This window comes from Pseudobacillus sp. FSL P4-0506, from assembly GCF_038003025.1.
Classification (GTDB): Bacteria; Bacillota; Bacilli; order Bacillales; family Domibacillaceae; genus Pseudobacillus.
On record NZ_JBBOOI010000001.1, the window covers coordinates 2,894,463 to 2,921,007 of the forward strand.

29 protein-coding genes and 2 riboswitches are annotated in these 26,545 nt (G+C 40.1%); of the genes, 10 read left to right on the forward strand and 19 right to left on the reverse strand.

All coding sequences use genetic code 11. The annotated features are described in order from the left end of the window. Positions 1-36: 36 nt before the first annotated feature. Both MKZ02_RS14605 and MKZ02_RS14610 read left to right on the forward strand, forming a co-directional pair. On the forward strand, positions 37-744 hold the full coding sequence (locus MKZ02_RS14605; RefSeq protein WP_120031144.1) for an AzlC family ABC transporter permease: 708 nt from the start codon (positions 37-39) through the stop codon (positions 742-744). Further along, the gene (locus MKZ02_RS14610; RefSeq protein WP_120031142.1) at positions 741-1,067 is read left to right on the forward strand and encodes an AzlD domain-containing protein; all 327 of its coding nucleotides are present in this window, start codon (positions 741-743) and stop codon (positions 1,065-1,067) included. The genes MKZ02_RS14605 and MKZ02_RS14610 overlap by 4 nt, the downstream gene beginning before the upstream one ends. 67 nt (positions 1,068-1,134) lie before the next feature. On the opposite strand, the gene MKZ02_RS14615 is transcribed toward MKZ02_RS14610, so the two are convergent. From MKZ02_RS14615 to MKZ02_RS14630, 4 genes are all read right to left on the reverse strand, one after another. Then, a complete protein-coding gene (locus MKZ02_RS14615; protein WP_340854214.1) occupies positions 1,135-2,862 on the reverse strand; it encodes a methyl-accepting chemotaxis protein in 1,728 nt (575 codons plus the stop codon). 227 nt (positions 2,863-3,089) lie between these two features. After that, a complete protein-coding gene (locus MKZ02_RS14620) occupies positions 3,090-4,469 on the reverse strand; it encodes an amino acid permease (protein WP_340854215.1) in 1,380 nt (459 codons plus the stop codon). Between the two features lie 448 nt (positions 4,470-4,917). Continuing rightward, positions 4,918-4,977: riboswitch (glycine riboswitch) on the reverse strand. A gap of 2 nt (positions 4,978-4,979) precedes the next feature. Then, positions 4,980-5,076: riboswitch (glycine riboswitch) on the reverse strand. Positions 5,077-5,416: 340 nt separating this feature from the next. Further along, positions 5,417-6,634, reverse strand: coding sequence for an MFS transporter (locus tag MKZ02_RS14625; RefSeq protein ID WP_340854218.1), 1,218 nt, complete (start codon positions 6,632-6,634; stop codon positions 5,417-5,419). Positions 6,635-6,857: 223 nt separating this feature from the next. Beyond that, positions 6,858-7,001: a YrzI family small protein gene (locus MKZ02_RS14630; protein WP_120031134.1), complete on the reverse strand. Its 144-nt coding sequence runs from the start codon at positions 6,999-7,001 to the stop codon at positions 6,858-6,860. A 369-nt stretch (positions 7,002-7,370) separates the two neighbouring features. On the opposite strand from MKZ02_RS14630, the gene MKZ02_RS14635 reads away from it, so the two are divergent. From MKZ02_RS14635 to MKZ02_RS14645, 3 genes are all read left to right on the forward strand, one after another. Further along, the gene (locus MKZ02_RS14635; RefSeq protein ID WP_120031132.1) at positions 7,371-7,766 is read left to right on the forward strand and encodes a hypothetical protein; all 396 of its coding nucleotides are present in this window, start codon (positions 7,371-7,373) and stop codon (positions 7,764-7,766) included. 257 nt (positions 7,767-8,023) lie between these two features. After that, entirely contained in the window at positions 8,024-8,335 is a 312-nt protein-coding gene (locus tag MKZ02_RS14640) for a CotD family spore coat protein (RefSeq protein WP_445324329.1), read from the forward strand. A 226-nt stretch (positions 8,336-8,561) separates the two neighbouring features. Next, positions 8,562-8,714, forward strand: coding sequence for a YjcZ family sporulation protein (locus MKZ02_RS14645; RefSeq protein ID WP_120031128.1), 153 nt, complete (start codon positions 8,562-8,564; stop codon positions 8,712-8,714). A 298-nt stretch (positions 8,715-9,012) separates the two neighbouring features. Here the strand turns inward: MKZ02_RS14645 and MKZ02_RS14650 are convergent, their stop codons facing one another. From MKZ02_RS14650 to MKZ02_RS14680, 7 genes are all read right to left on the reverse strand, one after another. Beyond that, a complete protein-coding gene (locus MKZ02_RS14650) occupies positions 9,013-9,387 on the reverse strand; it encodes a PH domain-containing protein (RefSeq protein ID WP_120031126.1) in 375 nt (124 codons plus the stop codon). Positions 9,388-9,426: 39 nt separating this feature from the next. Continuing rightward, positions 9,427-9,786 (reverse strand): Replication termination protein, encoded by a 360-nt coding sequence (locus MKZ02_RS14655; protein ID WP_340854221.1) that lies wholly within the window; start codon positions 9,784-9,786, stop codon positions 9,427-9,429. A 151-nt stretch (positions 9,787-9,937) separates the two neighbouring features. Next, complete coding sequence (locus MKZ02_RS14660; RefSeq protein ID WP_120031124.1) at positions 9,938-10,798, reverse strand: DUF421 domain-containing protein; 861 nt, start codon at positions 10,796-10,798, stop codon at positions 9,938-9,940. A gap of 15 nt (positions 10,799-10,813) precedes the next feature. Next, positions 10,814-11,020 carry a DUF1657 domain-containing protein gene (locus tag MKZ02_RS14665; protein ID WP_120031122.1) on the reverse strand — a complete coding sequence of 69 codons (207 nt, stop codon included), beginning with the start codon at positions 11,018-11,020 and terminating at the stop codon, positions 10,814-10,816. A gap of 12 nt (positions 11,021-11,032) precedes the next feature. After that, positions 11,033-12,037, reverse strand: a complete 1,005-nt coding sequence (spoVAD, locus tag MKZ02_RS14670) for a stage V sporulation protein AD (RefSeq protein ID WP_340854223.1) — start codon at positions 12,035-12,037, stop codon at positions 11,033-11,035. Between the two features lie 60 nt (positions 12,038-12,097). Next, positions 12,098-12,304, reverse strand: coding sequence for a DUF1657 domain-containing protein (locus tag MKZ02_RS14675; protein ID WP_120031118.1), 207 nt, complete (start codon positions 12,302-12,304; stop codon positions 12,098-12,100). 116 nt (positions 12,305-12,420) lie between these two features. Further along, on the reverse strand, positions 12,421-13,851 hold the full coding sequence (locus MKZ02_RS14680; RefSeq protein WP_340854226.1) for a phospholipase D family protein: 1,431 nt from the start codon (positions 13,849-13,851) through the stop codon (positions 12,421-12,423). A 185-nt stretch (positions 13,852-14,036) separates the two neighbouring features. Here MKZ02_RS14680 and MKZ02_RS14685 point away from each other — a divergent pair, with 185 nt between their 5' ends. Next, positions 14,037-15,209 carry an LL-diaminopimelate aminotransferase gene (locus tag MKZ02_RS14685; protein ID WP_406909669.1) on the forward strand — a complete coding sequence of 391 codons (1,173 nt, stop codon included), beginning with the start codon at positions 14,037-14,039 and terminating at the stop codon, positions 15,207-15,209. A 49-nt stretch (positions 15,210-15,258) separates the two neighbouring features. Here MKZ02_RS14685 and MKZ02_RS14690 read toward each other — a convergent pair whose 3' ends face one another. Beyond that, positions 15,259-15,534, reverse strand: a complete 276-nt coding sequence (locus MKZ02_RS14690; protein WP_340854228.1) for a YkvA family protein — start codon at positions 15,532-15,534, stop codon at positions 15,259-15,261. Positions 15,535-15,768: 234 nt separating this feature from the next. Between MKZ02_RS14690 and MKZ02_RS14695 the strand changes: the two genes are divergently transcribed. Continuing rightward, positions 15,769-17,124 (forward strand): TrkH family potassium uptake protein, encoded by a 1,356-nt coding sequence (locus MKZ02_RS14695; RefSeq protein WP_340854230.1) that lies wholly within the window; start codon positions 15,769-15,771, stop codon positions 17,122-17,124. Between the two features lie 205 nt (positions 17,125-17,329). On the opposite strand, the gene MKZ02_RS14700 is transcribed toward MKZ02_RS14695, so the two are convergent. From MKZ02_RS14700 to bioB, 6 genes are all read right to left on the reverse strand, one after another. Then, positions 17,330-18,013, reverse strand: a complete 684-nt coding sequence (locus MKZ02_RS14700; RefSeq protein ID WP_120031108.1) for an LrgB family protein — start codon at positions 18,011-18,013, stop codon at positions 17,330-17,332. After that, positions 17,991-18,395: a CidA/LrgA family protein gene (locus MKZ02_RS14705; protein WP_340854232.1), complete on the reverse strand. Its 405-nt coding sequence runs from the start codon at positions 18,393-18,395 to the stop codon at positions 17,991-17,993. The genes MKZ02_RS14700 and MKZ02_RS14705 overlap by 23 nt, the downstream gene beginning before the upstream one ends. Before the next feature lie 196 nt (positions 18,396-18,591). Continuing rightward, positions 18,592-19,410 carry an SDR family NAD(P)-dependent oxidoreductase gene (locus tag MKZ02_RS14710; RefSeq protein WP_340854234.1) on the reverse strand — a complete coding sequence of 273 codons (819 nt, stop codon included), beginning with the start codon at positions 19,408-19,410 and terminating at the stop codon, positions 18,592-18,594. Positions 19,411-19,451: 41 nt separating this feature from the next. Then, positions 19,452-20,153 (reverse strand): SGNH/GDSL hydrolase family protein, encoded by a 702-nt coding sequence (locus MKZ02_RS14715; protein ID WP_340854236.1) that lies wholly within the window; start codon positions 20,151-20,153, stop codon positions 19,452-19,454. A 1-nt stretch (position 20,154) separates the two neighbouring features. Beyond that, a complete protein-coding gene (locus MKZ02_RS14720) occupies positions 20,155-20,751 on the reverse strand; it encodes a TetR/AcrR family transcriptional regulator (RefSeq protein ID WP_340854238.1) in 597 nt (198 codons plus the stop codon). A 270-nt stretch (positions 20,752-21,021) separates the two neighbouring features. Continuing rightward, complete coding sequence (gene bioB / locus MKZ02_RS14725) at positions 21,022-22,023, reverse strand: biotin synthase BioB (protein ID WP_340854240.1); 1,002 nt, start codon at positions 22,021-22,023, stop codon at positions 21,022-21,024. Positions 22,024-22,228: 205 nt separating this feature from the next. On the opposite strand from bioB, the gene yidC reads away from it, so the two are divergent. From yidC to MKZ02_RS14740, 3 genes are all read left to right on the forward strand, one after another. Then, positions 22,229-23,011, forward strand: coding sequence for a membrane protein insertase YidC (yidC, locus tag MKZ02_RS14730; protein ID WP_120031095.1), 783 nt, complete (start codon positions 22,229-22,231; stop codon positions 23,009-23,011). Positions 23,012-23,194: 183 nt separating this feature from the next. Continuing rightward, positions 23,195-23,866 carry a 5-bromo-4-chloroindolyl phosphate hydrolysis family protein gene (locus MKZ02_RS14735; protein ID WP_120031093.1) on the forward strand — a complete coding sequence of 224 codons (672 nt, stop codon included), beginning with the start codon at positions 23,195-23,197 and terminating at the stop codon, positions 23,864-23,866. Beyond that, positions 23,850-25,031 carry a toxic anion resistance protein gene (locus MKZ02_RS14740; protein ID WP_120031091.1) on the forward strand — a complete coding sequence of 394 codons (1,182 nt, stop codon included), beginning with the start codon at positions 23,850-23,852 and terminating at the stop codon, positions 25,029-25,031. The genes MKZ02_RS14735 and MKZ02_RS14740 overlap by 17 nt, the downstream gene beginning before the upstream one ends. 107 nt (positions 25,032-25,138) lie before the next feature. On the opposite strand, the gene MKZ02_RS14745 is transcribed toward MKZ02_RS14740, so the two are convergent. Continuing rightward, positions 25,139-26,293, reverse strand: coding sequence for a cysteine desulfurase family protein (locus MKZ02_RS14745; RefSeq protein ID WP_340854243.1), 1,155 nt, complete (start codon positions 26,291-26,293; stop codon positions 25,139-25,141). Between the last annotated feature and the right edge of the window lie 252 nt (positions 26,294-26,545).

The window sequence follows — 26,545 nt, forward strand, 5'->3', positions numbered from 1 at the left end:
ATAATATCATAAACAACGAGATGGGGGAGATAAAAAGTGGAAGCTACGGAAGAAGAATCATTATCGTTTAAAGAGGGAGTAAAAGATTGTATTCCCACGCTTTTAGGGTACATAAGCATTGGCTTTGCGGCTGGTATGATCGGTGTTGCTTCCGGCCTGTCTGTTATTGAAATTGCTTTTATGTCCATTTTTGTTTATGCTGGCGCTGCTCAATTTATTATTTGTGGAATGCTGGCAACTGGAAGCCCGGCTTCAGCTATTATCTTTACTACCTTTATTGTCAATTTGCGTCACTTTTTATTGAGTGCCACGTTGGCTCCACACTTTTCAAAATATTCCGCATGGAAAAACGCTGGCATCGGAACGCTTGTAACAGACGAATCATTCGGAGTCGCAGCAGGAAGAATTTTCAACAACAGGCCGGTGAATGACCGTTGGATGAATGGGCTTAATTTAACGGCTTATACGACGTGGATTGCTTCTTGTGTCATTGGTGCAGTTCTTGGAAAGTGGGTAGCTGATCCTGAGAAATTCGGCTTAGATTTTGCTTTAACTGCAATGTTTATCGCCCTCCTTGTACTGCAGCTGGAAAGCATTAAAGCAGCCAAGTTAAAGCACTATTTAATGCTTATCTTCCTAATGATTGTAATGATGTATATTTTCTCATCTTTCGTCACAGTCGATCTCGCCGTTATTTTCTCGACTGTGATCGTAGCGACCATCGGGGTGGTGACGTCTAAATGAGTATAAACATAACTGTAATTCTTATCCTGGCCGGCTGTGCGATCGTGACTTGGATTCCTCGTGTTGCTCCTTTTCTGATTGTGCGTAACGTACAACTACCGGACGCTATAATGAAGTGGCTTTCCTTTATCCCAGTGTGTATTTTAACGGCTTTGGTGGCAGGAAGTGTAATTGAGCATAGAGAAGGAACACTACCGTCTCTTAATTGGCAAGTTTTAGTAGCAACCATTCCTACTTTACTCATTGCTTTATGGACGAAAAGCCTGTTAGTAACTGTTATCGTCGGGATTGCCATCATGGCAGCCTTAAGAAATTTTATATAAGATTGCTCTCAACAAAAAGCTAGTTCGTCCAGAAGTACTTCTGGACGAACTAGCTTTTTTAATGGGTTTATAATTTGAAGGCTCGTACCTTTTGATGGACCTCTGTAACAACATGACCGGCTTCTATAACTTGATCTGTAAAGCGATTCAAATTGCTTTGCACCTGCTGAATAATTGCATCCACCTCTTCTGTAGCAGCAGCCGTTTCTTCTGATACAGAATTTACAGAGATCATCTGGTGATTTAAAGTAGAATGTTCGCTCATAATTGAGGACGTTCTCTCTTGAATAACAGTTAACTCCCTAAAGGATTGTTCGATTTTTTCTTTCAAGCGATTGACATTTGTAATGACTGCGTCAATTTCAGCTTTTTGAATAAGGAATTCCCGTGATGTTGCATCCGTTCGTTCAATCGTTTTTTCCACTTGCGACTGAATGTTGCTTAAAGAATGCTGGATCATACTCGTTGCTTCTTTCGATTGGGTGGAAAGAGCGCTGACTTCTTTAGCTACTACCGCAAATCCCTTCCCATGTTCTCCAGCTCTTGCAGCTTCGATGCTAGCATTGAGCGCTAGTAAATTTGTATGATCAGCAATGCCTTGAATGTCAGAAATAATCTTTGTAATAGCCGCAGACTCTTCCTGTAGTATTTTTAATTCTTCTACCATTGATTGATAACTCGTCTGTGTTTGCTCAGAATGAATGATAAATTGACTGAGTTGCGCAATGCTCTCTTGCTGTCCTGCCGTAATTTCTTTAAAAAAACGATGCAATTTTTGAATATTTTGCTCCATATCATTTAAATTTTCATGTAAATGGTTGACGGCCACCGCAGACTTTTCAACAGCTTTTGTAACCTCCTGATTCCCCAAAGCAATTTCACTGCTTGCATGTACAATTTCTTTCGTCTGTTCACGAATATCCCGTGAACCGTTTGTTATTTCTGTAAATGTGTTGGCGCTATAATCTGAGGATGACTGTACCTCTTTAATTAATCCTCTTAACTGCTTCTGCATAAGTATAAACGCCTGTTGAATTTTGCTAAATTCATCTTTTCCTGAGGCAGCCTGAATCTGTTCGGAAAAATCACCGTTCCCCATTTTCTCCGCTTGCTTTTCAAGTAAAGTTAATGGAGAAAGCTTTCTTTTTAAATAAACGTTCATTCCTCCAACAGTTAATAAAAACAATAAAAAAATAAGGGCTAGAAGCTTTAACCCAGTAGAGAAAAATACATCCCCTCCTATTTTGTTAGCGGTTTCAGCCGAAATATCAATTCCCAATACACCAATCACTTCTCCGTTCTCGTTTTTGATTGGTGCAAACCCTGATAAATATTGGCCGTATTTCGGATCGTTGAATACATCTGTACGCTGTATCTCTCCCTCCAATACCGGAGCTAGCTCTTCTGCAGGAATAGAGCTCTCGTCTCCCATTGCAGGCGGTTTATCATCCGAAAGGTTGGAGCCTCCATCTATCATGTTGCGGACCTTTTGACCGTCTACATCTAAAATATATACGAATAAAGCCCCCGTTTGTTCTCGAAAGTGCGCTAACTTCTTTTGAAGCGAATGATAATTTCTATCTTCCTTTGGATCGTTTATAAACGATTCATACTTTTCCCCATCTATTGTTTCACTATAGTTTTTTGCTATATCCCCTGCGAAGGCTCCTAACGAATGATTGGCAGAAGTATGGACGGAATAGTAAATTCCTGCTGATGCAGCAAGGCCAATAGTAAAGATGATAGCTGTGATAACTAATAAAATTTTTGATCGAACAGAAGCGTTTTTTCTCATATTCTCCCCCTATGATCTTTAGTTGTAATAGATAGGCTTATTATCCTACTAATATTTTACTATAATGTATATCCTTTCTATTTTCAATTTTTAGCTATAATGATGGCTACCTTTTAACAGATAGCTTTCTAACATGCAAGATATAGGAAAATAAAAGGAGCTGCAGCTGAATAAGCGTTTATACTTTTCAGCTGCAGCTCCGGTCTTTACATCTATTATATTGTCTTTTAATTTTCTACTATTTTTTCTTGATCGGCATGATTTATCTTTACTTTGCGCATCTTATACACCGCGATTAACAAAATAAACCAAACAGGCGTAATGAATAAGGAAATACGAGTATCTTCCGCAAGAGCAAGCACGACAAGAACGAATGCCAGGAAAGCTAAAATTAAGTAATTAGCAAACGGGTAAAGCGGCATTTTAAATTTATTCACTTTCGCTAAATCCGGTCTTGTTTTACGGTATTTCAAATGGCTGATGATTGTAATGCCCCAAATAAAGATAAAACATACGGTAGAAACACTTGTGATTAATGTAAATACTCCCTCTGGCATCACATAGTTCAATACAACGGAAATCAAGATGACTACTGTTGAAAAGAACAAGGCATTAGAAGGTACCTTGCGACCATCAAGCTTGGCCAAAGATACAGGTGCATTTTTGTCTTTAGCAAGTGAGTAGACCATCCGGCTTGTACTAAAGATGGCACTATTACATGCTGAAGCCGCAGACGTCAACACGACGAAATTCACAATACCAGCAGCTGCAGCGATACCAACTGCCACGAATACTTGCACGAATGGGCTTTCGGTTGGGATAATATCGTTCCACGGATACACACTCATAATAACGATAAGCGCACCAATATAGAAAATAATAATCCGAATAGGAATATTGTTAATCGCTTTTGGAATAACTCTCTCTGGATCCTCTGTTTCACCCGCTGTCAACCCTACCAATTCAATGCCAACGAACGCAAACACGACCATCTGAAAGGAAAGGATAAATCCATTTATGCCATTAGGGAACATGCCGCCATGGCTCCATAGATTTGTAAAACTGGCTGCTCCTGAAGGAGTAGAAAAGCCTTTAATAATCATTACAACCCCAACAACAATCAGTGCTAGAATGGCGATAACCTTAATCAAAGCAAACCAGAATTCCATTTCACCAAACAGTTTGACAGTAGCAAGGTTCATAAATAGTAAAATGACAAGGGCGATTAACCCTGGCATCCACTGCGGGACAGATGGAAACCAATACTGAGTATACAAACCAACAGCCGTTAAATCGGCCATCGCAATAGAAATCCAACAGAACCAGTAGGTCCATCCAGTCATAAACGCTGCCATATTCCCTAAATAATCTCTTACAAAGTCAACAAACGAATGATAATTTAAATTACTTAAAAGCAATTCCCCAAGTGCACGCATGATTAAAAAACAAATGACTCCTGTAATCATATAAGCAAATAAAATGGAAGGGCCTGCTAAATGAATAGATTTTCCTGCTCCAAGAAATAATCCTGTTCCAATTGCCCCGCCAATAGCAATGAGTTGCACGTGCCGGTTTTTCAGGCCTCTCGACAAAGTTTGTTCCTGCATACCATTTCCCTCTTTCTACTTTTCGGAATATTCTTTCTTGTCGATTTAAAATATTTTGTTACGGTATTTAAATCGTAAGCTAATAAATTAAATATCCCACAATTAAAGTTTAATATAAAATTCGTTAATCCGAAAGAAAAAAGCGCTTACATTTTAGAATAAATAAATTCCTCAAAAGAACATGCATGCTCTGCAGTGGTAACTTTTGTCAATACACATGCTCCCGTTCCGTTAATGCCTGCAATTTCTAAAACAATCGAATCCAAGGCTTCTAACTCTTTTTCAGGGCAGTTTCTTTCATTTCTTGTTGTGCAATCAATCTAGAAATAGAGTCATTACAATTCTTTTTCTTACAAGGATAATTTCGAGCTTCTCCTCCTCCTTTTTACTTTTCTCCATTTTTCTCCGACAAAAAAAGACAGAGAAAAACAGGAGTATTTCCCATTTTTCTCTGTCCCTTGTACCTGAGAGTTTAACTCCTTTGGTGGCCTATGGCTCTCTCCAGAGATGCGTCCTATTGTAGTCCTTTTACCTGAGAGATTGATACCAGCTGGTACTTGCTCCTTCGGTGCTAAACCATGGGTCTAGTCTCTCCCACAATATTCATCCGCTCTTATCTATCTAATTTAGATACTAGTCTATGGAAGAGATCATGTCAACTGAATATTCAGAACTAAGTTGACTCAATTCTACAAAAAAGCTATTACATCTACTAAAGAGTAAAGAACTTAAAATACTATGCAGCTTAATAAACGTATACATTGCTTTTCAACTAATAGGCTCTGCTTAAAAATTTAATACATCATTTTTATAGCCATCTAAATTATACTGACTATTTGCCTTAGCATACCTTCCTCCGCCTTATTGATAAATTGATTACTGATAGGTAAAAAAAGCCGCCGCACAACCAGTGAATAACTGTATGTGAAGCGGTCTTTAATTTACCATTACTTATCCTGCATTTCCCGTAATTTTTGATCTCCTGGAAGCCAAAGAGCACAAATACCGAGAAGCGGGAGAAGACTTGATAGAATCATAATAAATTTTATTCCGAAACTGTCAGCGAGAAAGCCGAGGATGACAGCCCCGATAGCCCCCATCCCGAACGCAAGCCCAACAATTAAACCGGAAGCCATCCCAATTTTATTAGAAAGCAGCTCCTGTGCATAAACCACGGCTACACTAAAGCTTGATAGCAAGATAAAACCAATTAACAACAAGAGCGGCAGGACAGCGAAAGCCGGTACATATGGAAGAATGACTGTAAGCGGAGCAGCACCCAGCATGGAAAAGACAAGTAGATTTTTCCGGCCAAAGCGATCAGCCAGCGGCCCGCCAAGAAACGTGCCTGCCACGCCAGCAGCCAAGTAAACAAACAAATATAATTGTGATTGTTTAATAGTCAATCCATAATCCTTAATTAAATAAAATTGATAAAAGTTCGTTATAGCTGCCGCATACCAGGAGCGGGCAAATACAAAGAAAATTAATAACACCATTGCCCACTTTATCCGTGCCTGTAATTTTGTTTTTTCCAAGGAAACTTGCTGTTTCTTCTTTGCCGCCTGAGTTGTCAGCCGTTGCTTATACCAGGCGGAGACTCTTGAAAGCAGCAACGCACCAACTGCGGTAACTGCCGCAAACAATAACGCTCCCTTCTGACCAAGCGGTAAAAAAATGTAGGCTGTAAAAACTGGAGCCAGCGATTGGCCGCCGTTCCCGCCCATTTGATAAATGGATTGGGCCAGCCCTCGCTTGCCACCTGCTGCCATAAAAGCGACCCGTGATCCTTCCGGATGAAAAACAGCTGACCCTAAGCCAATAAACAATACAGCGAAGAGTACGAAATAAAAGTTAGGAGACAAACCAAAACCGATAACACCAATCATAGATAGAAGCATTCCGGCCGGCAGCAGGTATGGTTGCGGTTTCCGGTCAGCCGCAGCTCCAAATACCGGCTGCATCACCGAAGAGGTCATATTTAATACGAAAGCAATCCAGCCCAGCTGTGCATAAGATAAATCTAAAGAACGTTCAATAATCGGAAACATAGCAGGGACTACAGATTGTATGGAGTCATTAATAAAGTGCCCTGCACTAATAGCAAACAAAATACTGTAGATTGTAGCCTGACGTACTTCGGCTTTATTCGTTGCAGTCGACATAAGTATCATTCCTATTCAAAAATTATATGTACTCTCTCCATTGACGATAAAAACCCCCGCAGCAAATTACATGGCGGGGGCAAAATTATCAGCTATGGTGTTACTTTAGTTCTGGTCAGCTTTACTAGGCAGAATCCTTCAAAACGAAGAGTGAATTCAATAATTTTACTTGAGTTGGCAATAAGAAAGTCATAGTACATTCTCCTTCCAGTTTGTAATTTTTTTAAAACAGGTTTCTCATGTTTTCGTGTTGCTTTAATTTCATTTCTTCATACATTTGTTCAACGCGCTCGTCATGAAAATAATCTTCCACACTTTTTTTGCGTCTTTTTATGGTGATAATGACAAATATTAAGTTGATCGTCATCTGGTCTCACCTCCTTTCAAAAAGCATCCATTGCTTCTGCCTCTTGAAGTTAATGTGAAAGCTGACCAGTTCATGAACGTACGGCTGACAAACGCATTAAATCTACGTTGTTAATTATATCCATAAAAAAAGTTAAAAAACAATATTTTTTTGAAAAATGAGAAAAAATGCTGATTTTTCGGCACAAAGAAATGAAGAGCCCACTTTCTAAACGTGTTTCCACTAAAAAACCTCAAAAGATTAAATAATTTTTTGCAGATAATAGGTCATCACCCAAACCCGATAAAAACAAGCTCTTTTTTTAAGTATGGAACATAGCATGCAAGTGTACGAAAGTTTTCTACAACTATTAAAAAGCAGGTGGCAAAAATGGAACAAGAACAAAATCATATGTGGCCAGACCAAAATGTATGGCAGGATCAATATGAAAGAGAAAATGTAAGCATTGAGCAGAGCGAAGGCATGTGGTTAGACGAGGAAATGTGGCCAGATCAATATGCAGTCCCTGATATGAGAGGATTTATGCATGGGGCACCCATGATGCACCCTGGCCATGCCCAAATGATGGGGTGTGGACACCCAGTAAGCGAGATGGAATGCTGTCCGCATCACCATCATTTTCATCACCACTTTCATCATTATCTAGCGCATCCACATGTGACCCAGCAACAAGCCGTGTTAATTACTCAACCGCCGATGGCTTATCCAATGCCTCATCATAAGCCTCATCATAAAAAAAAGTCTAAAAAGCAACATAAGTATTAACAGCCATATGTATCTTTATCCAGACATAAGAAAAGAGAGCAACCAAGGGCTCTCTTTTTCTTATGCTTTTCTTCTACCAGTCATTTCCCCTTATCCTTCTTAGGTTGTGTGACGAATCTGGTCTCTTTGTAGAAAGATTAATCTGTCACGTTTCATTTCTCTTTTATTTGAAATAAATGGGTAACCAACCCGGACATAACCAGTCTATTTCCATAGACTATTAATGACTCACACCTTAGAAAAAAGGAGGTCATGACATGTTTAATAGACCTTGGGCTGGCCATGGAGGATGTCCTCCTCATCTGTGCCCACCGCAACTAATGCCTACTCAATACGATCCGCCATTAGTTTCACCGACACAGCAATTTGTCAAAACAAATGTTTTCAATACTGTCGTACCACATATTCATCCTTCTCATACAACTACAGTTAACAAACATATGATTAATCACGAACATTATTTCCCACATACAGAATCTGTTGTGAACGAATGTTGTGAACAACACATCATGTGTGGGAAGCCAGTTAATCCTTGTTGTCCTCCAAGACCTAGACGGTTTGGCTTTTAATGATTCGTTGTCTTTTAAATAAAACAGCCAGGTACACGCCTGGCTGTTTCATTTTCATGTCAATCTGCGGCAAACGCAGCAATGAAAGCTTTTCTTATAAACTGAATGATCTCACGAAAGCAATCAAAAAACAGCAATTACTTATCCTACTAGTACATTAATCCAAACCTTCTTTATATGTAACTCATAGTATATATTGTTCTTAATTAATTAGGAGGTGAAAAACATGGGCTTCTTTGGCGGCGGATGCTGTGGCGGCTACGGTTATGGCGGCGGCTACGGCGGTGGCTATTATGGCGGCGGTTACGGCGGCACTTTTGCATTGATTGTTGTGTTGTTCATTCTTTTGATTATCATTGGCGCTTCCTTCTGGTGCTAAACAATCAGTGTGAATAACACTGCCTTTGCCTCATGAATGAAACACCATAGATAGGATCTCCGATCAAGATACATCCTCCTGGGATATTGATAAAGTCAGACTTGACTTGCTATTTCCTTGCGATGCAGCAGGCAAAGTCTGATTTCATTTTCTTCTTCCATCTATGGTGCCTTCTCTACATATATCTATCCAGGATGAAAATCATAAAAAAACAGCTTAATAAGACTTTTCCAAAAAAGAAACAGCTCATGCGTCTGTCTCTTTTCTTTTATGTATGCAAACTTGATATGTAAGGACGCTACAACACATAAGCAGCAAGTGCTCTTTGCACATCAAATATGCTGTCATCTTTTCGAAACTGCTTCGCAATAGGATTCTCTGTGCCAGCGATCCAAATAAGCAGCTCAGCCTCCAGATCGAATGTGCCAGCTGTCTGTACACTGAAATGCGTAATGCTGCGGTAGGGAATAGAATGGTATTCCATTCTTTTTCCAGTTACTCCTTGCTTATCAATTGTTATTAGGCGCCTGCTAGTGAAAACAATTAAGTCCCTTAAAATCTGAAAGGCCTTCTCAATCTGTTCTCCCTCATAAAGAATTTTCTCAAGCGTTTTTTCTACTTTCTCAATATCCGCTTCTGTCGCATTGCCAATTAAACCGTCAAATATTCCCATCTTATCCCTCTTTTCTTTCGCTGCTCATTGCCCTTTATGTTAATACACATCTTCCAGCGCTTTACGCAACAGTCCCATGCTTCGATCGAGATCTGTTTTTACTTGCTTCTTATAAAGCCTTGCTTTTTCATAGTCAGCAAACTGATAAATGACAACTTCTTTATATTTGGCGCCTTCCTGCAATTTTTTCTGTCTTTTTAAAATCCCATCATCAATTAACTCATGAAGCGACCGATAAATTTCCGAATGGTTCGGTTCATAGCCGAATTGTTTAAAGGTCATCTTCAGTTCATCCATCGCCTGCATGCCATACAACTTATTTTCTTCTACGAAACGAATCATAAAAAGTTTTAAAAAGGCTCTTTGCTTAATTAGGAACTTTCCTTCACCTCTTGGCAAACTCCTCACTCCTTTGCCTTCCTATTTGTATGATTACTTTATCTTTATTTTAGCAAATTACTGGCTATAGAACCAATAAAAATTCATTTTTTGAATTTTGCACATATTGAATTAAGAAAAATCGAATTAAAAACTGTCTAACGAGAGAGCTTTAATTCGATAGATATGGCTTTGTTTGCCGAATGAGCCTTTGAATATCCGCCGCATTTTTTTCATACATTTTCTTTGTTTTTTGGCAGTCTGTAGCTAAGGCGAAAGCTTCCATATCCGCAGCAAATTTCTTCAAGTTTGCCAGCAATAACGGCCTTTCCTGCGGCGGAGGCGCCTGCAGCTGATCATCAAATAAATCGATGTACAGTTCTCCATAAGAATTTACTTGACCGAGAAACACATTTTCAAGTGTCACACCGGCCGCTTCTAACTCTTGATTCAGCCATTCCTTCGTTTTGCCGCTTTTTGAAAGTGTCTCCACTAATACACGCCCATCCATAATAACGGTATAGGGCTCTTTTTCATTGATTGAAAGCATTTGTAAATCGCTTCTCGTTAATGGACGCTTATCTTTTTTCAAGAGAGCATTTAGATTTCCGTCTTGCTCTAAAACGGCATATTCCACATCTTCTAAGGAGAAAATATTCTTTTTCCGCAATAAAGAAAGCAATTCGTCTGTTGTATATTTTTCTTTCTTTAAATTATCCTCAAGAATTTTTCCATCTTTTATAAATACTGTGCTATGGCCTTCTAGCACCCCTCTTGCTGATTTGCTCTTCATAGCAATATAGTCAGCAAGAACGGGTATAATTCCCCATACCGCAATTGCTATAAGAGCATCGATAATTGACCGCTCTCTTGCTAGCGAAGCTTCAGCGACAATGCTACCAATTGTGATGCCTGCAATATATTCAAAAAAGGACAGCTGAGCAATTTGCCTTTTTCCAATTACCTTTGTAATGATAAATAAGATGGTCAAAAAAGATATAGACCGGATCAGGACTTCTAGCCACTGAGTCATATAATCATCCCCCGACTAAAACCCTTTATATTGCGGTTCCTCATTTTCCAGTTCAAAAATTCGCTTGTTCATTCGTTCGATGATCTCCTGCATAGTAAGCATACTCTCATGAAAAAGCCGTTGCGCTTCGGGATCACTTGACAACAGGGCCAGCTTAGAAAAAACCGCTTCTGCTTGTTTTAAACCGGCCGTACATATTTTCACATCTGATGCTACGGTCATAATAGTCTCCTCTTACTGGTTAGATTCAATCGCTACCGCATGGGCAATGCAAGGAATAGATTCTTGTTGCTGGAAGGAAAGCGGGGACAGCAAAGCCCCAGTCGCCACTAATAGAATCCGTTTTAGTTCTCCTTTTTTCAATCGGTTTAGCAAATGCCCATAGCCGACAACAGCCGAGCACCCTGCTCCGCTTGCCCCGGCAAAGACTTCTTGGTTCTCTTTATAAATCATTAAGCCGCAGTCCTGAAACTGACTCTCATTGATTTCGATGCCTCTTTTTTTCAGCAATTCAAGGGCGATGTTTCTGCCGATTGTTCCTAAGTCTCCTGTAACAATTAAATCATAGTAAGAAGGGTCAATTTTTAAAGAAGTAAGATGATCAATAATTGTATCCACTGCAGCTGGAGCCATGGCTCCTCCCATATTAAAGGGATCGGTCAGCCCCATATCAATGACTCTTCCAATCGTGGCAGATAAAATATGAGGGCCCTCGCCTTGTTGGGCCACGATGGCTGTCCCAGCTCCTGTTACCGTCCATTGAGCCGTTGGCGGCTTCTGGCTTCCGTATTCTGTTGGATAACGAAATTGTTTTTCCACTGCCGCATTGTGGCTAGATGCACCAGTTAAAACAAAGTTCGCCATCTTACTGTTGATAAGAAGGGAACTGAGCGCCAACCCTTCCATCGATGTGGAACAGGCACCGAACAGTCCGAGGTACGGCACAGCAAGAGTCCGAGCAGCAAAGCTTGTCGGCGTGATTTGATTAATTAAATCACCGGCGAAGAAGTATTCAATATCCTGCTTTTTCAGTCTTGCCTTTTCAATAGCCCGCAAAGAAGCTTCTTCCATTAACTTTCTATGCGCTTTCTCATAGGACTCCTGCCCGATCCATAGATCATCATGCAGCACATCAAACTCATTTGCTAGCTTTCCGTTGCTTTCAAACGGTCCCCCGACAACGCCGGTTGAAATAATGACTGGTTTGTTATCAAAGACCCATGTTCGCTGCTTCTCCACGCTTTCACCTCCATTTGCTGCTATTGAATGTTTTTTGATTTTTGCACAAAGTGTATTTATTTAACTATTTTTGTATTGCGGTTCTTCATTTTCTACTTCAGTGATGCGCGGCTGAAGAGCATCTATTACCGACTGGGTTTGTTGAGCAGCCGTTTGGAATAATTGCTTCGCCTGTTGGTTTTCTGTAGCTAAAGCAAATCCCTCGAGGCTTGCTTGGGCACTTTTTAATCCGGACATCGTTTGCTTTAAATCACTAATTACTGTCATTGCTGTTCCTCCTTGTAATCGATTCTCTTATAGCATGGTTGTTTTAAAAAAAATTATTTTGTCAATTTCTGCAAACCAAGCAAGCAGGCGAATCCGCCTGCTTGTTTGGTTCTACATTAATATGTGGTTAAATGCAAAAGCTTCTGTAGTGTATATACTACCCTCTTGATTCCTGCTGTTTTTTCATAATGTATTTTATAATTCGTTGTATATTCTGCCCCTTCGTTGTTCCAAATCTGCTGAAAATAACGTTCTGTTTCCGCTATGACAGCAGCCGAATGAGGGCCTGTTATCTTTACACTTGTCTCCAAATTAAAGTTGTTCAAATTTCTTGATGTATAATTGGCAGAACCGCTAATAATCGTGCTGCTCTTCTTCTTTTTTATATAAATCATTTTCGTATGAAATTGCTCAGGTTCTGGCGCAAACCATCGAATATGGATCTTGCCGTGAGAATCTTCCAGAAGTTCTTCGCTGATTGGAATATTCGGCAATCCTGTTTTCTTTTTACCAAACGAGTTTTTGTTCGTATCTAAAATGAGGTTCACTTTTACCCCTCTATTCGCCGCCTCCGCCAAAGCATCAACCATGTCACGATCGGCAAGATAAAACATCGCAAGCCAGATTTCTTCTCCTTTCTTCGCCTTTGTTATTTCCCGTTTGGCCGCTTTTGCAATTTTTCCTTCTGTTAATAACTGTACGTACATATTGCCTTTACCGGTCTGTTGGTGGACAGGCTCCGGGAAAGTAATTTTCCGTCGTGTATCAGCCGCCGCCTTTTCTGAAACGAGCAGATCATTCATTAAAGCTCCTCTCACTTCGTAGGCTGTATTGGCAAAATATGCACTCGCATCATGAGGATTGCCTGAACTGATAAGCGTTGTTTTTTCTGTGGCAATGGTCTTCCGATGATTCGCTTTAACGTTAAATAATTTCAAATAAGAACGCACCGTCATATCCGGTGCCGTTTCCGCAAGTGCATTGGGCAGCCATCCTTTTCCTTTGTCGCCAAACCATTGAAAAAACATCCGCCACACTCCACTATAAAGCGGGGTGGAATCACGCAGCGGTTGAACATCGGTTAAAACAACTTTTATGCCATTTTTCTTCAGCATTTCAAATTCAGGTGCCTTGTGAGAATTATAGGATGTATTTACTTCATCGGAGATAAGAATGATGTCTATATCCGGGTTTTTCTTTTTTTTCTCAATCAGGGCTCTAGTGAGCTTCTCTGTTATTTTAGGAAATTGTTGATTTTTATTATGATAGGAATTAAAGAGGAAAAAGTCCAATACGATAAATTGGTCAGCCTCATCAATAATCTCCAGTGTTCTTTTAAATATTTGTTCAGTAAATGTCTTCCCCTCTTTTCTCTTTCCAGACAAATTATAATAAAAATTCACCTGATCTTCCCCTACCTGGTAAACAGGGCTTTCATATGATACATGCTTGGGAAGCGGCTTATACACATTGCCCAGCATGGTGACTGCATAAATGCTTAGAAAAATAATAATCAAAATCTGCTTTCTCGTTCTCTTTTTGTCCATAATGCTCCTCCCTCTCCTGCATACAGGACTATTCCCGTTCCCGGAGAAAGGAAACTGGCAAGCAAGCCCAAACTTGCCATCTGAACAATTATGGTAATTAATTGAAAAATTTAAAATTAAATAAGAATTCTGTATGCTACAATATGGAATAAAGACTGATCTATACTACACAGGGGGCGTTCATCTTGGCGTTTCATTATTCAAAGCGAATGGAAAAGTTCGGTTCATCTATTTTTAGTGAGTTAAAATCATTTAAAGTCAAGCAGGAAGCAGAAGGAAAAGAACTCATCGATTTAAGCTTAGGAAGTCCCGACCTCCCGCCAGCGGATGTTATCCGCCATGAGCTTGCTGCCCGAGCTGCTGAGCCTTCCAGCTATGGGTATACCCTCTCAGGCACGAAAGCATTTTATGAGGCAGCCGCTCGCTATTATAAACGGGTATACGGGGTTACCTTAAACCCTCAAACAGAAATTGTTCATGCGATGGGCTCCCAAGAAGGACTTGTCCATTTACCGCTCGTATTTGCTGACCCTGGAGATGTCGTTCTTGTCACAGATCCTGGGTATACCGCCTATGAAACCGGATTAGCTGTAGCGGGAGCGGAGCCTTTTTACATGCCATTGCTTAAAGAAAACCGCTTTCTTCCCGATTTAACCGCTATTCCAAATGAGGTTGCTGAAAAAGCAAAACTGATGATTTTAAACTACCCCGGCAATCCGATTGCTGGCGAAGCAGATGAGCAATTTTTCAACGACGTCATCGCTTTTGCTAAAAAACATCAGATTGTCGTTCTTCATGACGGAGCTTATTCAGAATTTTATTTTGATGATACAAAACCGCTCAGCTTTTTGAGTGTGCCAGGCGCCAAAGAGGTCGGCATTGAAATTAATTCGCTTTCTAAAAGCTTTAGCCTGGCTGGAGCCCGCATCGCTTATATTGCTGGCAATGAGGATATCATTAAAGCAATCACTCAATTAAAGTCTAATTTAGATTACGGCATATTTGCCCCGATTCAAGCTGCGGCCATCACCGCCTTCGATCATGCCGAGAAAATCAGCCAGCAGGTCCGCTCCGTTTTTGAGCGGCGGCGGAACCTATTCATCAATGAGTTGAGCACTATCGGCTGGGATGTTGACCGTCCATCAGGCGGCATGTTTATTTGGGCCGAAATACCGGCAGGCTGGACTTCCAAAGAGTTTGCTTTTTACTGTATTGAAAAAGCCGGTGTCGTTATGGTGCCAGGAAATGCTTTTGGCCCTTCCGGAGAGGGCTATGTGCGAATCGCCCTTGTTCAGCCGGAAGAGCAATTAATAAAAGCGGCAAGAAATTTGCAAGTCATTTTTGCTCCTGTCTCCTGAAAAAAAAAAAAAATGGCCCTGTACCTCAAATAGCGGTACAGGGCAGTGTTTATATCATCTTATGCTTTTCTTTTAATGAATCTGGTGCCAGTTTAACAATTTGTTGAAGTACAAACGCAAAAATGGCAATATCATCTATTAAGCCGAAAACGGCAAAAAAATCAGGAATCAAATCAAATGGCAGCAACAAATAGCCAATGATTAACCCAATGGATACTATTTTGCTAACGGCAGTTACTTCTTTGCTTAAAAAGAAATCCTTTAAGAACGGGATAGACCGTCTGAAAGTAAAAACAAACTTTAGCCGCTTCCAAATCTTCTTCATCTTTTTCCTCCTTTTCCGCAGTTGCCTATTTATACGTTTTCTTTTTTATTTGGTTTCGTTTTTTGTCGAAAAAAATAAAACATCCTCTCTGTCATTTGTTCATATCTTTGAAGGTTTTTTTCTTTTGAGGAAAGGCTTTTAAATTCGTTCCTTTTTCTAATATAATAGGGAATATGTTTTTACGACGCAAAAATCGGGCAGACATTATGCCGGGAAAATTGAGAGGTAGATGTTATGAAAGATCCTGGGAAAATAAAAGCACTCAAGTTGTCCACTTTTCAATTAATCGTCATGCTGTATCTAACCGGTGCATTGTTCTCTACCGGCTTATTGCTGTTACCTATTGCTCATAAACCCGGAGTTGAAATTTCTGTTATAGATGCTGCCTTCGTGGCGGTCAGTGCTTTAAGTGTTACTGGGTTATCAACAGTTTCAGTCGTTGATACATTCAGTACGGTCGGTTATTTTTTTATCCTGTTTATTTTGCAAGTAGGCGGCGTAGGGATTATGACTCTGAGCTCTATTATCTGGATCTTATTTGGAAAGCGGATTGGGATGCGCGAGCGTCAGCTGATCATGGCTGACCAAAATAGAACAGATTTAGCCGGACTCGTCAGGCTGATGATTGAAATCTTTTTATTAATTCTTGGAATTGAAGCTGTCGGTGCTCTTATTTTAAGCACGTATTTTCTTCAATATTATCCGACTGTTTCTGAAGCCTTTTTACATGGGGTTTTTGCTTCAATCAGCGCCACAACGAACGGCGGGTTTGATATAACCGGAAGCTCATTAATTGGTTTTTCCAATGATTACTTTGTCCAGTTTATCAATATGATATTGATTGTGCTCGGTGCTATCGGTTTTCCTGTGTTAGTAGAAATTAAAGATTATTTGACTTACAGAGAGCCAGTGAAGTTTCATTTCTCTCTGTTTACAAAGCTGACAACGACCGTATATGCCATTTTGGCGGCTCTCGGTACTCTGCTCATTTATTTGCTTGAACGAAATCACTTTTTCATTGATAAAACATGGCATGAGTCGTTCTTTTATTCTGCTTTCCAATCTATCGCTGCTCGCAGTGCCGGCTTAACTTCACTGGACTTGAACGAGTTTTCAATGGCCACCCTGCTGCTTATTTCAACACTGATGTTTATCGGCGCTTCGCCAAGCAGTGTAGGTGGCGGGCTGAGAACGACTACTTTTGCGATCGCTATTTTGAGTGTTTACTTTTATGCGAGAGGAAAAAATACCATTAAGATTTTTAATAGAGAAGTTCATCCAGTTGATGTACAACGCTCATTCGTCGTGATCACAACAGGCTTCTTTATTTGGGGCGGTTCGATTATTTTTCTTTCATTCCTTGAACCAGGGCTGCCCATTATAAAGATCATCTTCGAAGTATCTTCCGCTTTCGGAACTACCGGATCATCTTTAGGCATCACAAGCGATTTAAGCACTTCCGCTAAGCTATTATTGATGACGCTAATGTTTATCGGAAGAATCGGGCTTTTCTCTTTGCTCTTTATTATTCGCGGAAAAGAAATTAAGGACAGCTATAACTTCCCAAAGGAACGAATTTTAATTGGGTAATCGCCCAGGTAAAAAAGACGCCGAAACAAAAACGGCGTCTTTTTTATTATGGCTATGTTAATCATAAGAATCGAGCGGATTCTCTTTGCTTTCCATAGGGCATTGAATAGTAAATTTGAATTCCTCATACAAAACCCTGTAACTACACGATAGAGAGGTCTTTGTAACTTCCACTCCAATCAACCAGATAAAATTAACCGGGCCTTTATTTTAACAATGGAAAAAACCATGGCAGAACAAAAGAGATAAAGATAGCTGCAAATCCCATAGCGGCGCCCGAAACGGCCCCTTGAAGACTTCCTTCATTAACGATTTGGCCCGTTCCTATTCCGTGGGCAGTCGTTCCGATGGACAAGCCGCGGGAAAAGGGGTCTGTCACCCTCATCCATGTGAGCAGCCAGGGTCCAAACATGGCACCGAACATTCCTGCTACCATAACGAAGATAGCTGATAAAGCTGGATCTCCCCCGATTATACGAGCTACTTCAATGGCTACCGGAGTGGTGACTGACTTGACTGCGGCAGAGGCAGCGGTCGCCATTGGCAACTGAAAAGCTTTGGTTAGCCAAACTGCCGAAGTAATAGTTGCCAGTGTCCCAGCTGTCAATCCAAAAAAAGCAGGCATAGCTCTCTGCAATAATACATGTCGGTTGTGATACAGCGGAATAGCCAGTGCTACCGTCGCAGGCCCAAGCAAATAAGTCATGATCTCTTTTGCAGGTGTGTAGTCTTCATAAGACATTCCACTGCACACTAAGATAAAAATAATAGTCACTGTGCTTAAAAATACAGGTGTAGTAAGCGGCGATGGGAAACGGGAGGCAAGAACACGGGCAAGCAAATAAACCACAAGTGTTAAGACAATATTAAACAGAGTGATGATGCTCACGGGTAGTCTCCCCTTTTTCTTTGTGCACTTGTTTCGCTGATAAAAATTGCGCCACTCCGCCTGTTACTGCCATTCCGATAATGGAGCTGCCGAATAAAATAACAGCGAGCGCTCCACCGCTCTCTTTTAAAAGTGGCATGAAAGTCATTAAACCGACGGCGATAGGTATGAAAAAAAAAGCCAAATGCGTGTTTAGAAATAAAGCCCCTTTTTCAATCCACCTTATTTTCACTATCTTAAAAGAAAGCAACAAAAATAAAATGAGCATTCCTAAAACATTGCCAGGCACAGGCAAGTGAAAAAATCCAGAAATAAATTGGCCCAGCTCGTAAATCAGCCATAAAAAAGCGAGTTGAACAATAAACAGACAACCATTTCTCATAGCCCCACCCTTTCTTCTGCTCTACATTATTTTGTATTTATATAATAGTAACATTAAATGAAACAGCAGAACTACGACAGGTGGAAAAATAAAACAGAGTTTTTATTATAAGAAAAACTGCCCTATTAGAGATTTTTGTTCCTTTAACTGGTCTGTTCAACAAGAGCGAATGATTTTGAGAAAATGATAAGATTGGCTACAACATACGGGCTTTTCTACTTACCTTACAAACTAATTTCATAAGTGAACGGTGTAATGGAGGAAAAATTGTAAAAATGACATCCATCGTTTTACGCATGGGGAGTGGACAGATGATAAGTTTATTTTTATGAACGGCACGAATCGTCATTTTGGCAAGCTGCTCTGGTGACATCGGCTTTTGTTTTTTTAGTTGTTCGGTCATCATAGATTTATTAATATTAATGGCTTTCGCTTCATCAAAAATTGGAGTATCAACAAAGGCCGGACAAAGCGCGCTCACTTTCACACCAAATTCTTCTGCCTCATAGTGAAGAGAGGTGGTGAGCCCAACGATAGCATGCTTTGTTGTTGAGTACGCTGAGGATATAGGAGAAGGACCAAGACCTGCAGCTGATGCCGTATTGACAATATGACCATATCCCTGCTCCTTCATAATCTTGTATCCGGTTTGAGTTCCGTAAATGACGCCCCATAAATTAATATCCATAATTTCTTTCCAGTCTTCTATCGACATATCATATAGTTCACCGTACATAGCCATGCCAGCATTGTTAAAAAGATAATCCAATCTCCCAAAATCCCTATATGTTTCTCTAATAAGCTCTTCCACACTAGCTGAATCAGTGACATCTAAATAAACAAACTTTGAATGATGATTTCTTTTATTAAGGTCTTCTTCAACGGCTTTTCCTTCTCGAATATTAATATCTGCAATAACGACAAACACATTATGTGCAGTTAATTCATTACAGATCGCTCTCCCTATTCCTGATGCTCCACCAGTTACAATCGCAACTTTTTTACTTTCCCCCATGCCAATCCCTCCGTTTGAAAAACTTCACCTTCTATCAAGAATTACTTCTCCAATGTACGACTGTTATTATAGATAAGATGTTCCATCACCGTTGTATATTCATCGGCAACGATCCGGGCACCGCTAGTATTTAAATGAATGCCATCTAATGTCAAATGGAGCCCCCGCTTGTTTGATAATCGATCGATCCGAGCCTCATTTTTATAAAATAGTACATCCTTCATCACTCTCCAAACGCTGGTGCTCATGTAATCCGAGCTTTTCACGTTGGCTAGATGTCCTTCAAACACAGCCTGCATATTCAAAAAGCTTACAGTGGAATATAGATCAGTAATCGACTGAATGATTGTAGACAAATCCCTTAATTCTTTGTTTGCTTCATTGCTCATGTTTTCTCCTATAATTGCCGGCGATACAGTAACAACCTGTTTTGCAGAAGCGATAACGATCTCTAAAACCTTAGTAAACACTTCTCGAAATTCCTGACGGTCTCCTGTAACAGGCTGTGCTTGAACGCTTAACATTTTAGAATAAACATCGTTGGTTCCAATCCACAGGAAAGCCAGATCATAATCTGTTGCTAATTTCGATTTGGTTAGTCTAGCATGCAAACTTTTGACTGTTTCACCTGGTTTTCCGAGATTATCAAAAGTCAAATTCGGGTATCTCTCTTTTAATAAATTCAAGAAAGACACGCCAGGGCGACCTTCTGTTAAACTATCTCCAATTAAGCCAATCCTCATTTTATATCCCTTCCTTTTTGATGGATCTTAAAAAGATGGTTATTGCTTGATTAAAAAGAGGTTCAAGCAAACCCAGTTCCTGAGTATTGGTGAGCTGGCACAATCCCCCGAGCCATGATCCAAGCAATACGGTCCATTCATCAATATTTCCAGCTATAAATTCTCCTTGATCTACCCCTTCTTGTAAAATAGCACGGTACGCACTCATTGGAACAATGGCTAAATTGTATAATTCTTTCACAGACTCTGAGCTCGAATTCGGACTTGATGCCAATTCCCGTCCCGCTTTTAATAACGGTGTCTGGTAATTATAGAGAACATGCAGGGCCATTCCGTACAACTTTTCTGTTGCAGAAGAGCAAGTAGATTCTTTTCTCAGCCACTTGTCATGCCATTCTTGCATCGTTTTTTTTGCCAGTATGACAAAAAGCGTTTCTTTATTTTGAAAGTGATAATAAATATGCCCTTTGCTGTAACTAGACGCTTTTGATATGTCTCCAACTGATGTTTGATTGTAGCCTTTCTCAGAAAATAACAATGTTGCTTTTTCCATGATTTCCTTTCTTGCCTTTTCACTGTCATAACGTCTTTTATTCAAAAAGTTGCACCCGCCTTAAATTGAACAATCGTTCTAATTAAGCCATAAATATAATTCACATATTTGAACGATTGTTCTAATTTGATTGTATATTATTTTACCAATTTATACATTATTTTAGAGAAGAAGTTTTTGTTAGAGATTAGAATAGGACGGAACTGCGTACAAATCTTCGTCCTATTCTAATCTTAATGCTATTCAACACTCTGATTGGATTGTTGAATAGCACCCTTCCGTTTTTAAGTCTCTTTATTGTAGCTTAGCACTCATTCACACAACCGGCTGCTCCTCTGACTGTGAAGCAAACTCGACTTCAAAGCCCATTTCTTCAATCATTTTATGATCAGCTGTCGTTTCTTGCCCGGCAGTGGTTAAATAATCCCCTACAAAGATAGAGTTAGCTGGATAAAGACCCAACGGCTGAAGTGCACCTAAGTTCACTTCCCGGCCTCCTGATATCCGGATTTCTTTTGACGGATTAATAAAGCGGAACAGACACAATACCTTTAGACAGTAACGGGGATTTAATTCAGCCGTTCCTTCAAGCGGCGTCCCATCGATCGCATGCAAAAAGTTTACCGGGATAGAATCGGCATCCAACACTCGTAAGCTGCGGGCCATGGAAACCACGTCTTCCTTTTGCTCCTTCATGCCAATGATGACGCCCGAACAAGGAGAGATGCCCGATTCCTTGACGGTATTGACCGTTCTTACCCTGTCATCGTATGTATGAGTCGTTGTAATTTGTTCATGGTGGCTCGCTGAAGTATTGAGATTATGGTTGTAACGGTCTACTCCCGCTTCCTTCAGCCTGGCTGCTTGTTCCGGCTTTAGCAGCCCGAGGCAAGCGCACACTTTTAATTGATATTTTTCTTTAATTTCCTTCACTGCTTCCGTCACACGCTCTACCTCTTTATTACTCGGCCCGCGGCCGCTGGCGACGATGCAATACGTGCCGGCCTGCAAATCATACGCCCGCTTGGCTCCCTGTAAAATCGATTCCTTGTCCATCATTCTGTACTTTTCAATTGGAGCCGTCGACCGGATAGATTGCGAGCAATAGCCGCAATTCTCCGGGCATAGCCCTGACTTTGTATTAATGATCATATTTAACTTCACCTTGTTGCCGTAATAATGACTTCTCACTTTGTATGCAGCCTGCAAAAGAGCCAGCAGCTCCTCATCTGGGCAATTTAGCACGGCCAATGCCTGCTCATCACTTAATTCGTTCCCTTCCAACACTTGCTCTGCTACATGGTCCCAATTTGCCATTGCTCTCTCCCCTTTATCTTTTCTCTCTTTAAGGATAAAAGATAAAAGCTTTTTAAGTCAACCTATTATAAATAAAAGTTCACAAAACCCATTAGTGATGAAAACGAATAGGCTATTCTACGTATGTATTCATTTGAACTAACAGGCAATTTAAGGTATACTCATTTTAGTTTTCATCATATAGAAACAGTTTGACTGCCAATTAATGGCTTATAGGGGGAACTATTCATTGAAAAAAACATCGATACTGTTATCTTCTTTGCTCGGCGCCAGCCTTTTTTTGAGCGGGTGTCAGGCTGCTCAAGAGGAGGGGCACTTCTTTCACGATTATCTCGTCCGACCTTTTGTTGAATTGATTCATGCACTTGGCGAGCTTCTCGGAAGCTATGGTTTTGCTATCATTGTTATCACGCTCGCTGTTCGCTTGATCTTAATGCCTTTAATGCTGAACACGATGAAGAAACAGCAAGTTATGAAAGAGAAAATGGAAGTCGTTAAACCAGAAATGGATAAGATCCAGAAACGATTGAAAGCCGCCAAAACTCCAGAGGAGCAGCGGAAAGTACAACAGGAAATGATGGCCCTTTACCAGCAGCATAATATTAATCCATTTGCCATGGGCTGTTTACCGATCTTTTTGCAAATGCCTATTTGGATGGGGTTATATTATGCGATCCGGACATCAGACGATATTCGGCATGCCGGTTTTCTTTGGTTCAAGCTTGGCCAGCCGGATATCGGAATGGCAATTATCGCTGGTGTTATGTACTTTATTCAATTCCGAGTATCCTTAATGAGCATGCCAGAACAGCAGCAACAGCAAATGAAAATTGTCGGCATGCTTTCACCTGTTATGATTCTCGTATTTTCGTTTTCCGCTCCGGCAGCACTTCCACTGTATTGGGGAGTGAGCGGTCTGTTCCTCATCGGACAAACGTGGCTGAGTAAGAAACTCTATCCTGCTAAAGAAGTAAGCAAAGGAAAATAAAAAATGAAACAGATCCTAAAGGATCTGTTTCATTTTTTTCTTTTCAGTTGACTTTCCCATTCTTTTCTTCTATTAGTAAAAGTAAAGACAAAGCGGCTGCATTTTTGATAAAATTTAAAGAATCATGAAACTTTTTGACAGATCGCGCGTATTACAAGGAAAATCATAACTGGAGTGAGTACGATGAAAAATCCATTGCTTTTTATCCTTCGTGCAATGATCACCATTCCCGCAGTGATCATTTGCTCGCTGCTCTTTGTGAATCAGCTCGGGCTCTCTCCCTTGCTGGCAGTTATATTAGCTGTGGCCTTGGGGGCCGGCATTTATTTCGGTTTGGGAAAATATGCAGATGCGCGTCTATATAAAAAATATGGCTTAACGAGAAAAGAATACAATTTTATTCTTGAAAATATGAAAGAAGCAAAACAAAAACTAAGCCGGCTAAAAAACGTGTTTGTCCGCGTGCGCAGCATCAGTTCCCTAAAACAAATGATTGAATTGAACCGTCTCGTACGCAGAATTTTTTCGGTAGTGAAAAAAGAGCCAAAGCGTTTTTATGAAGCAGAATCCTTTTTTTATTCCCACTTGGACTCTGTTGTTGAACTGGCTGAAAAATATGCGTGGTTAAATTCCCAAAAATTGAAGGACTCATCCGTCAAACAGTCTTTGCTGGAAACAAAAGAAACACTCAATGATCTAACAAAAACATTAGAAAAAGATTTGCATAAAGTATTGGCACAAGATATTGAACATTTAACTTTTGAACTCGATGTGGCCAAGCAGTCATTAAATAGACAGGAACTGCCCGAGGCCCTGGAGAAGGGAGATAAAATAAATTATGACAACAGAAAATGAGAAACGTCCCTCCTTATTAAAGGAAGATGTGGGTGGGCTTGATGATTTGCTTTCTTCGCCATTCGGCGAAAGCTTAATGGAGCAAAGTCCCAGCCCCTCTCTTCATGAACAATCAGCTCCTAAAAAATTGATTGATGTGCTTCCTGAAGAACACCGACTCAAAGCTCAGGAAATCGCCAAGCAAATTGATCCGACAAATCACCAGGCGGTTATCAGCTATGGTACAGCAGCTCAGACGAAGCTTTCAGGTTTTTCACATTCCATGCTTGATCATGTACAACAAAAAGATATCGGAACAATTGGGGATATCTTAAGTGATTTAATGAAGAAACTGCAGGAAGTCAATCCGGATGAATTAAGTCCTGAAAAAAAGAATGTATTCAGTCGTCTGTTTAATAAAGTATCCAACTCTATTCAAGAAATTATGTCAAAGTATCAAAAGGTTGGCACGCAAATTGACCGGATTAGCGTCAAGTTGGATCACTCGAAAAAGATTCTTTTGGAAGACATACAAATGCTGGAGCAATTGTATGAAAAAAATAAAGAATATTTCCAGGCGTTAAATATCTTTATTGCAGCCGGGGAATTAAAGCTAGAAGAGTTAGAACAGGAAACGGTTCCTGCTTTGCGCCGGAAGGCTGAGCAGTCAGGAGATCAAATGGACTTTCAAGATGTAAACGACATGGTACAATTTGCTGATCGTCTAGAAAAAAGACTACATGATTTAAAACTGAGTCGGCAGATCACGATTCAAAGCGCCCCGCAGATTCGCATGATTCAAAACATGAACCAAGCATTAGCTGAAAAAATCCAGTCTTCCATCTTAACGGCTATTCCATTGTGGAAAAACCAAGTGGCGATTGCACTTACGCTTGTCAGACAGCGAAAAGCGATGGAGTCCCAGAAGCAAGTATCACAAACAACCAACGATTTGCTATTAAAAAATGCTGAAATGCTAAAAACGAATACAATAGAAACAGCAAAAGAAAATGAACGTGGCCTCGTTGATATCGACACATTAAAGAAAACACAGGCCAATTTGATCTCTACTTTAGAAGAAACGCTGCGCATTCAACAGGAAGGCCGGGCTAAACGTAAACAAGCCGAACAAGAACTTTCTTCTATGGAAAATGAGCTAAAGCAAAAATTGTTAAATTTAAAATAAAGAGGTTTCAACAGATCGAAAAGAAATGAACGGTTAATAAAAAAGAAGGCTTATCCAAAATATAGATTTTGGATAAGCCTTCTTTTTTATTGCTTTCTTCTATTTAATCATTTTCTAAGCTTCTCAGCTGCTAATCGTGTAACTATGTTAGCTGTTTCATTTGCAGCAATTCTCACATCTTCTAACGTATTTTCTCTCCCAAAACTGAACCGAATTGAAGACATACTTCGCATAGCATCTTCTCCATGCATTGCGACCAATACATGTGAAGGCTGAATCGATCCAGCTGTGCAAGCAGAGCCGCTCGACACAGCGATCCCCGCAAGATCCATATTTGTTAATAGAGATTCCACATGTGCCCCTTTAAAATATATGTTTAGCACGTGCGGTAAACCTTCTAAAGAGCCATTAACATTAAACTCTAGGTCATGCTCACGGAAAATGGATAACATCTCTTCTTTAAATGATAGGTATTGTTCACTCCTTTGTTTACGAGAAGAAAGTGCCATTTTTGCTGCAACCCCTAGACCAACAATACCGGCAACGTTTTCTGTACCAGCACGCCGTTTAAGTTCCTGCCCTCCTCCAAAAATAAGGGGATTTATTCTCTTCCCTTCTCTTGCATAAAGAAACCCTACACCTTTTGGTCCATTAATTTTATGAGCCGTTGCGGACATAAAATCAATGCCTAATTGTTGAACATCGATTTTCTCCATTCCATATGCTTGGACGGCATCAGTATGAAAATAAGCTGGATGGTCTTTTAAAAGCTCGGCTATTTCCTCAATAGGCTGAATCGTGCCAACCTCGTTATTTCCATACATAATAGAAACTAAAATCGTTTCGTTTGTAAGTGCCTTCTTTAAATCATCTATCGATATATTTCCCTCTTCATTAACAGGTAGATAAGTCACATTAAACCCTAATTTCTCTAAATAAAGACATGAATGCAAGACCGCATGGTGTTCAATTTTAGTCGTAATAATGTGCTTACCCTTCTGCTCATTTGCCAGAGCGACTCCAATAACAGCAAGATTAACAGATTCTGTTCCACCGCTTGTGAAAATAATTTCCCTCGGTTTTGCCCCAATACTTGCAGCAAGAATGGATCTTGATTCATCAACAGCATGTCTGCTTTCCCGACCGAAAGAATGAATGCTGGATGGATTTCCAAATGCAGTTGACATATATGGGAGGATCTCTCTCATAACTTCTGGGTGCATGGGAGACGTTGCAGCATGATCTAAATAAATGCGTTTCAACTCTCATTCCTCCTTTTTAAATTCTTTTCTAAGAGTGGTTACTCTTGGGATATAATCTACCTTTTATATAATAAAAAAGACAGACTCACCAATAACAGGCGAAGTCTGTCTACGATAGAGCTGCATTGATGCATAAATTGTTTTGATTATCATCTTAAGTCGAAAAAAATATATAGTTCTATGTTTTTACACTATCACTCTTTCTAGCACACCATTTAATTATCTGCCTTAAATAATAGTCTTATCTTGTTC

Coding starts and splice junctions, on each gene's coding strand:
- MKZ02_RS14610 (WP_120031142.1), top strand. CDS start 741: ATGAGTATAAACATAACTGTAATTCTTATCCTGGCCGGCTGTGCGATC.
- MKZ02_RS14615 (WP_340854214.1), bottom strand. CDS start 2,862: ATGAGAAAAAACGCTTCTGTTCGATCAAAAATTTTATTAGTTATCACA.
- MKZ02_RS14620 (WP_340854215.1), bottom strand. CDS start 4,469: ATGCAGGAACAAACTTTGTCGAGAGGCCTGAAAAACCGGCACGTGCAA.
- MKZ02_RS14625 (WP_340854218.1), bottom strand. CDS start 6,634: ATGTCGACTGCAACGAATAAAGCCGAAGTACGTCAGGCTACAATCTAC.
- MKZ02_RS14630 (WP_120031134.1), bottom strand. CDS start 7,001: ATGACGATCAACTTAATATTTGTCATTATCACCATAAAAAGACGCAAA.
- MKZ02_RS14635 (WP_120031132.1), top strand. CDS start 7,371: ATGGAACAAGAACAAAATCATATGTGGCCAGACCAAAATGTATGGCAG.
- MKZ02_RS14640 (WP_445324329.1), top strand. CDS start 8,024: ATGTTTAATAGACCTTGGGCTGGCCATGGAGGATGTCCTCCTCATCTG.
- MKZ02_RS14645 (WP_120031128.1), top strand. CDS start 8,562: ATGGGCTTCTTTGGCGGCGGATGCTGTGGCGGCTACGGTTATGGCGGC.
- MKZ02_RS14650 (WP_120031126.1), bottom strand. CDS start 9,387: ATGGGAATATTTGACGGTTTAATTGGCAATGCGACAGAAGCGGATATT.
- MKZ02_RS14660 (WP_120031124.1), bottom strand. CDS start 10,798: ATGACTCAGTGGCTAGAAGTCCTGATCCGGTCTATATCTTTTTTGACC.
- MKZ02_RS14665 (WP_120031122.1), bottom strand. CDS start 11,020: ATGACCGTAGCATCAGATGTGAAAATATGTACGGCCGGTTTAAAACAA.
- MKZ02_RS14675 (WP_120031118.1), bottom strand. CDS start 12,304: ATGACAGTAATTAGTGATTTAAAGCAAACGATGTCCGGATTAAAAAGT.
- MKZ02_RS14680 (WP_340854226.1), bottom strand. CDS start 13,851: ATGGACAAAAAGAGAACGAGAAAGCAGATTTTGATTATTATTTTTCTA.
- MKZ02_RS14690 (WP_340854228.1), bottom strand. CDS start 15,534: ATGAAGAAGATTTGGAAGCGGCTAAAGTTTGTTTTTACTTTCAGACGG.
- MKZ02_RS14695 (WP_340854230.1), top strand. CDS start 15,769: ATGAAAGATCCTGGGAAAATAAAAGCACTCAAGTTGTCCACTTTTCAA.
- MKZ02_RS14705 (WP_340854232.1), bottom strand. CDS start 18,395: ATGAGAAATGGTTGTCTGTTTATTGTTCAACTCGCTTTTTTATGGCTG.
- MKZ02_RS14710 (WP_340854234.1), bottom strand. CDS start 19,410: ATGGGGGAAAGTAAAAAAGTTGCGATTGTAACTGGTGGAGCATCAGGA.
- MKZ02_RS14715 (WP_340854236.1), bottom strand. CDS start 20,153: ATGAGGATTGGCTTAATTGGAGATAGTTTAACAGAAGGTCGCCCTGGC.
- bioB (WP_340854240.1), bottom strand. CDS start 22,023: ATGGCAAATTGGGACCATGTAGCAGAGCAAGTGTTGGAAGGGAACGAA.
- yidC (WP_120031095.1), top strand. CDS start 22,229: ATGGCTTATAGGGGGAACTATTCATTGAAAAAAACATCGATACTGTTA.
- MKZ02_RS14735 (WP_120031093.1), top strand. CDS start 23,195: ATGAAAAATCCATTGCTTTTTATCCTTCGTGCAATGATCACCATTCCC.
- MKZ02_RS14740 (WP_120031091.1), top strand. CDS start 23,850: ATGACAACAGAAAATGAGAAACGTCCCTCCTTATTAAAGGAAGATGTG.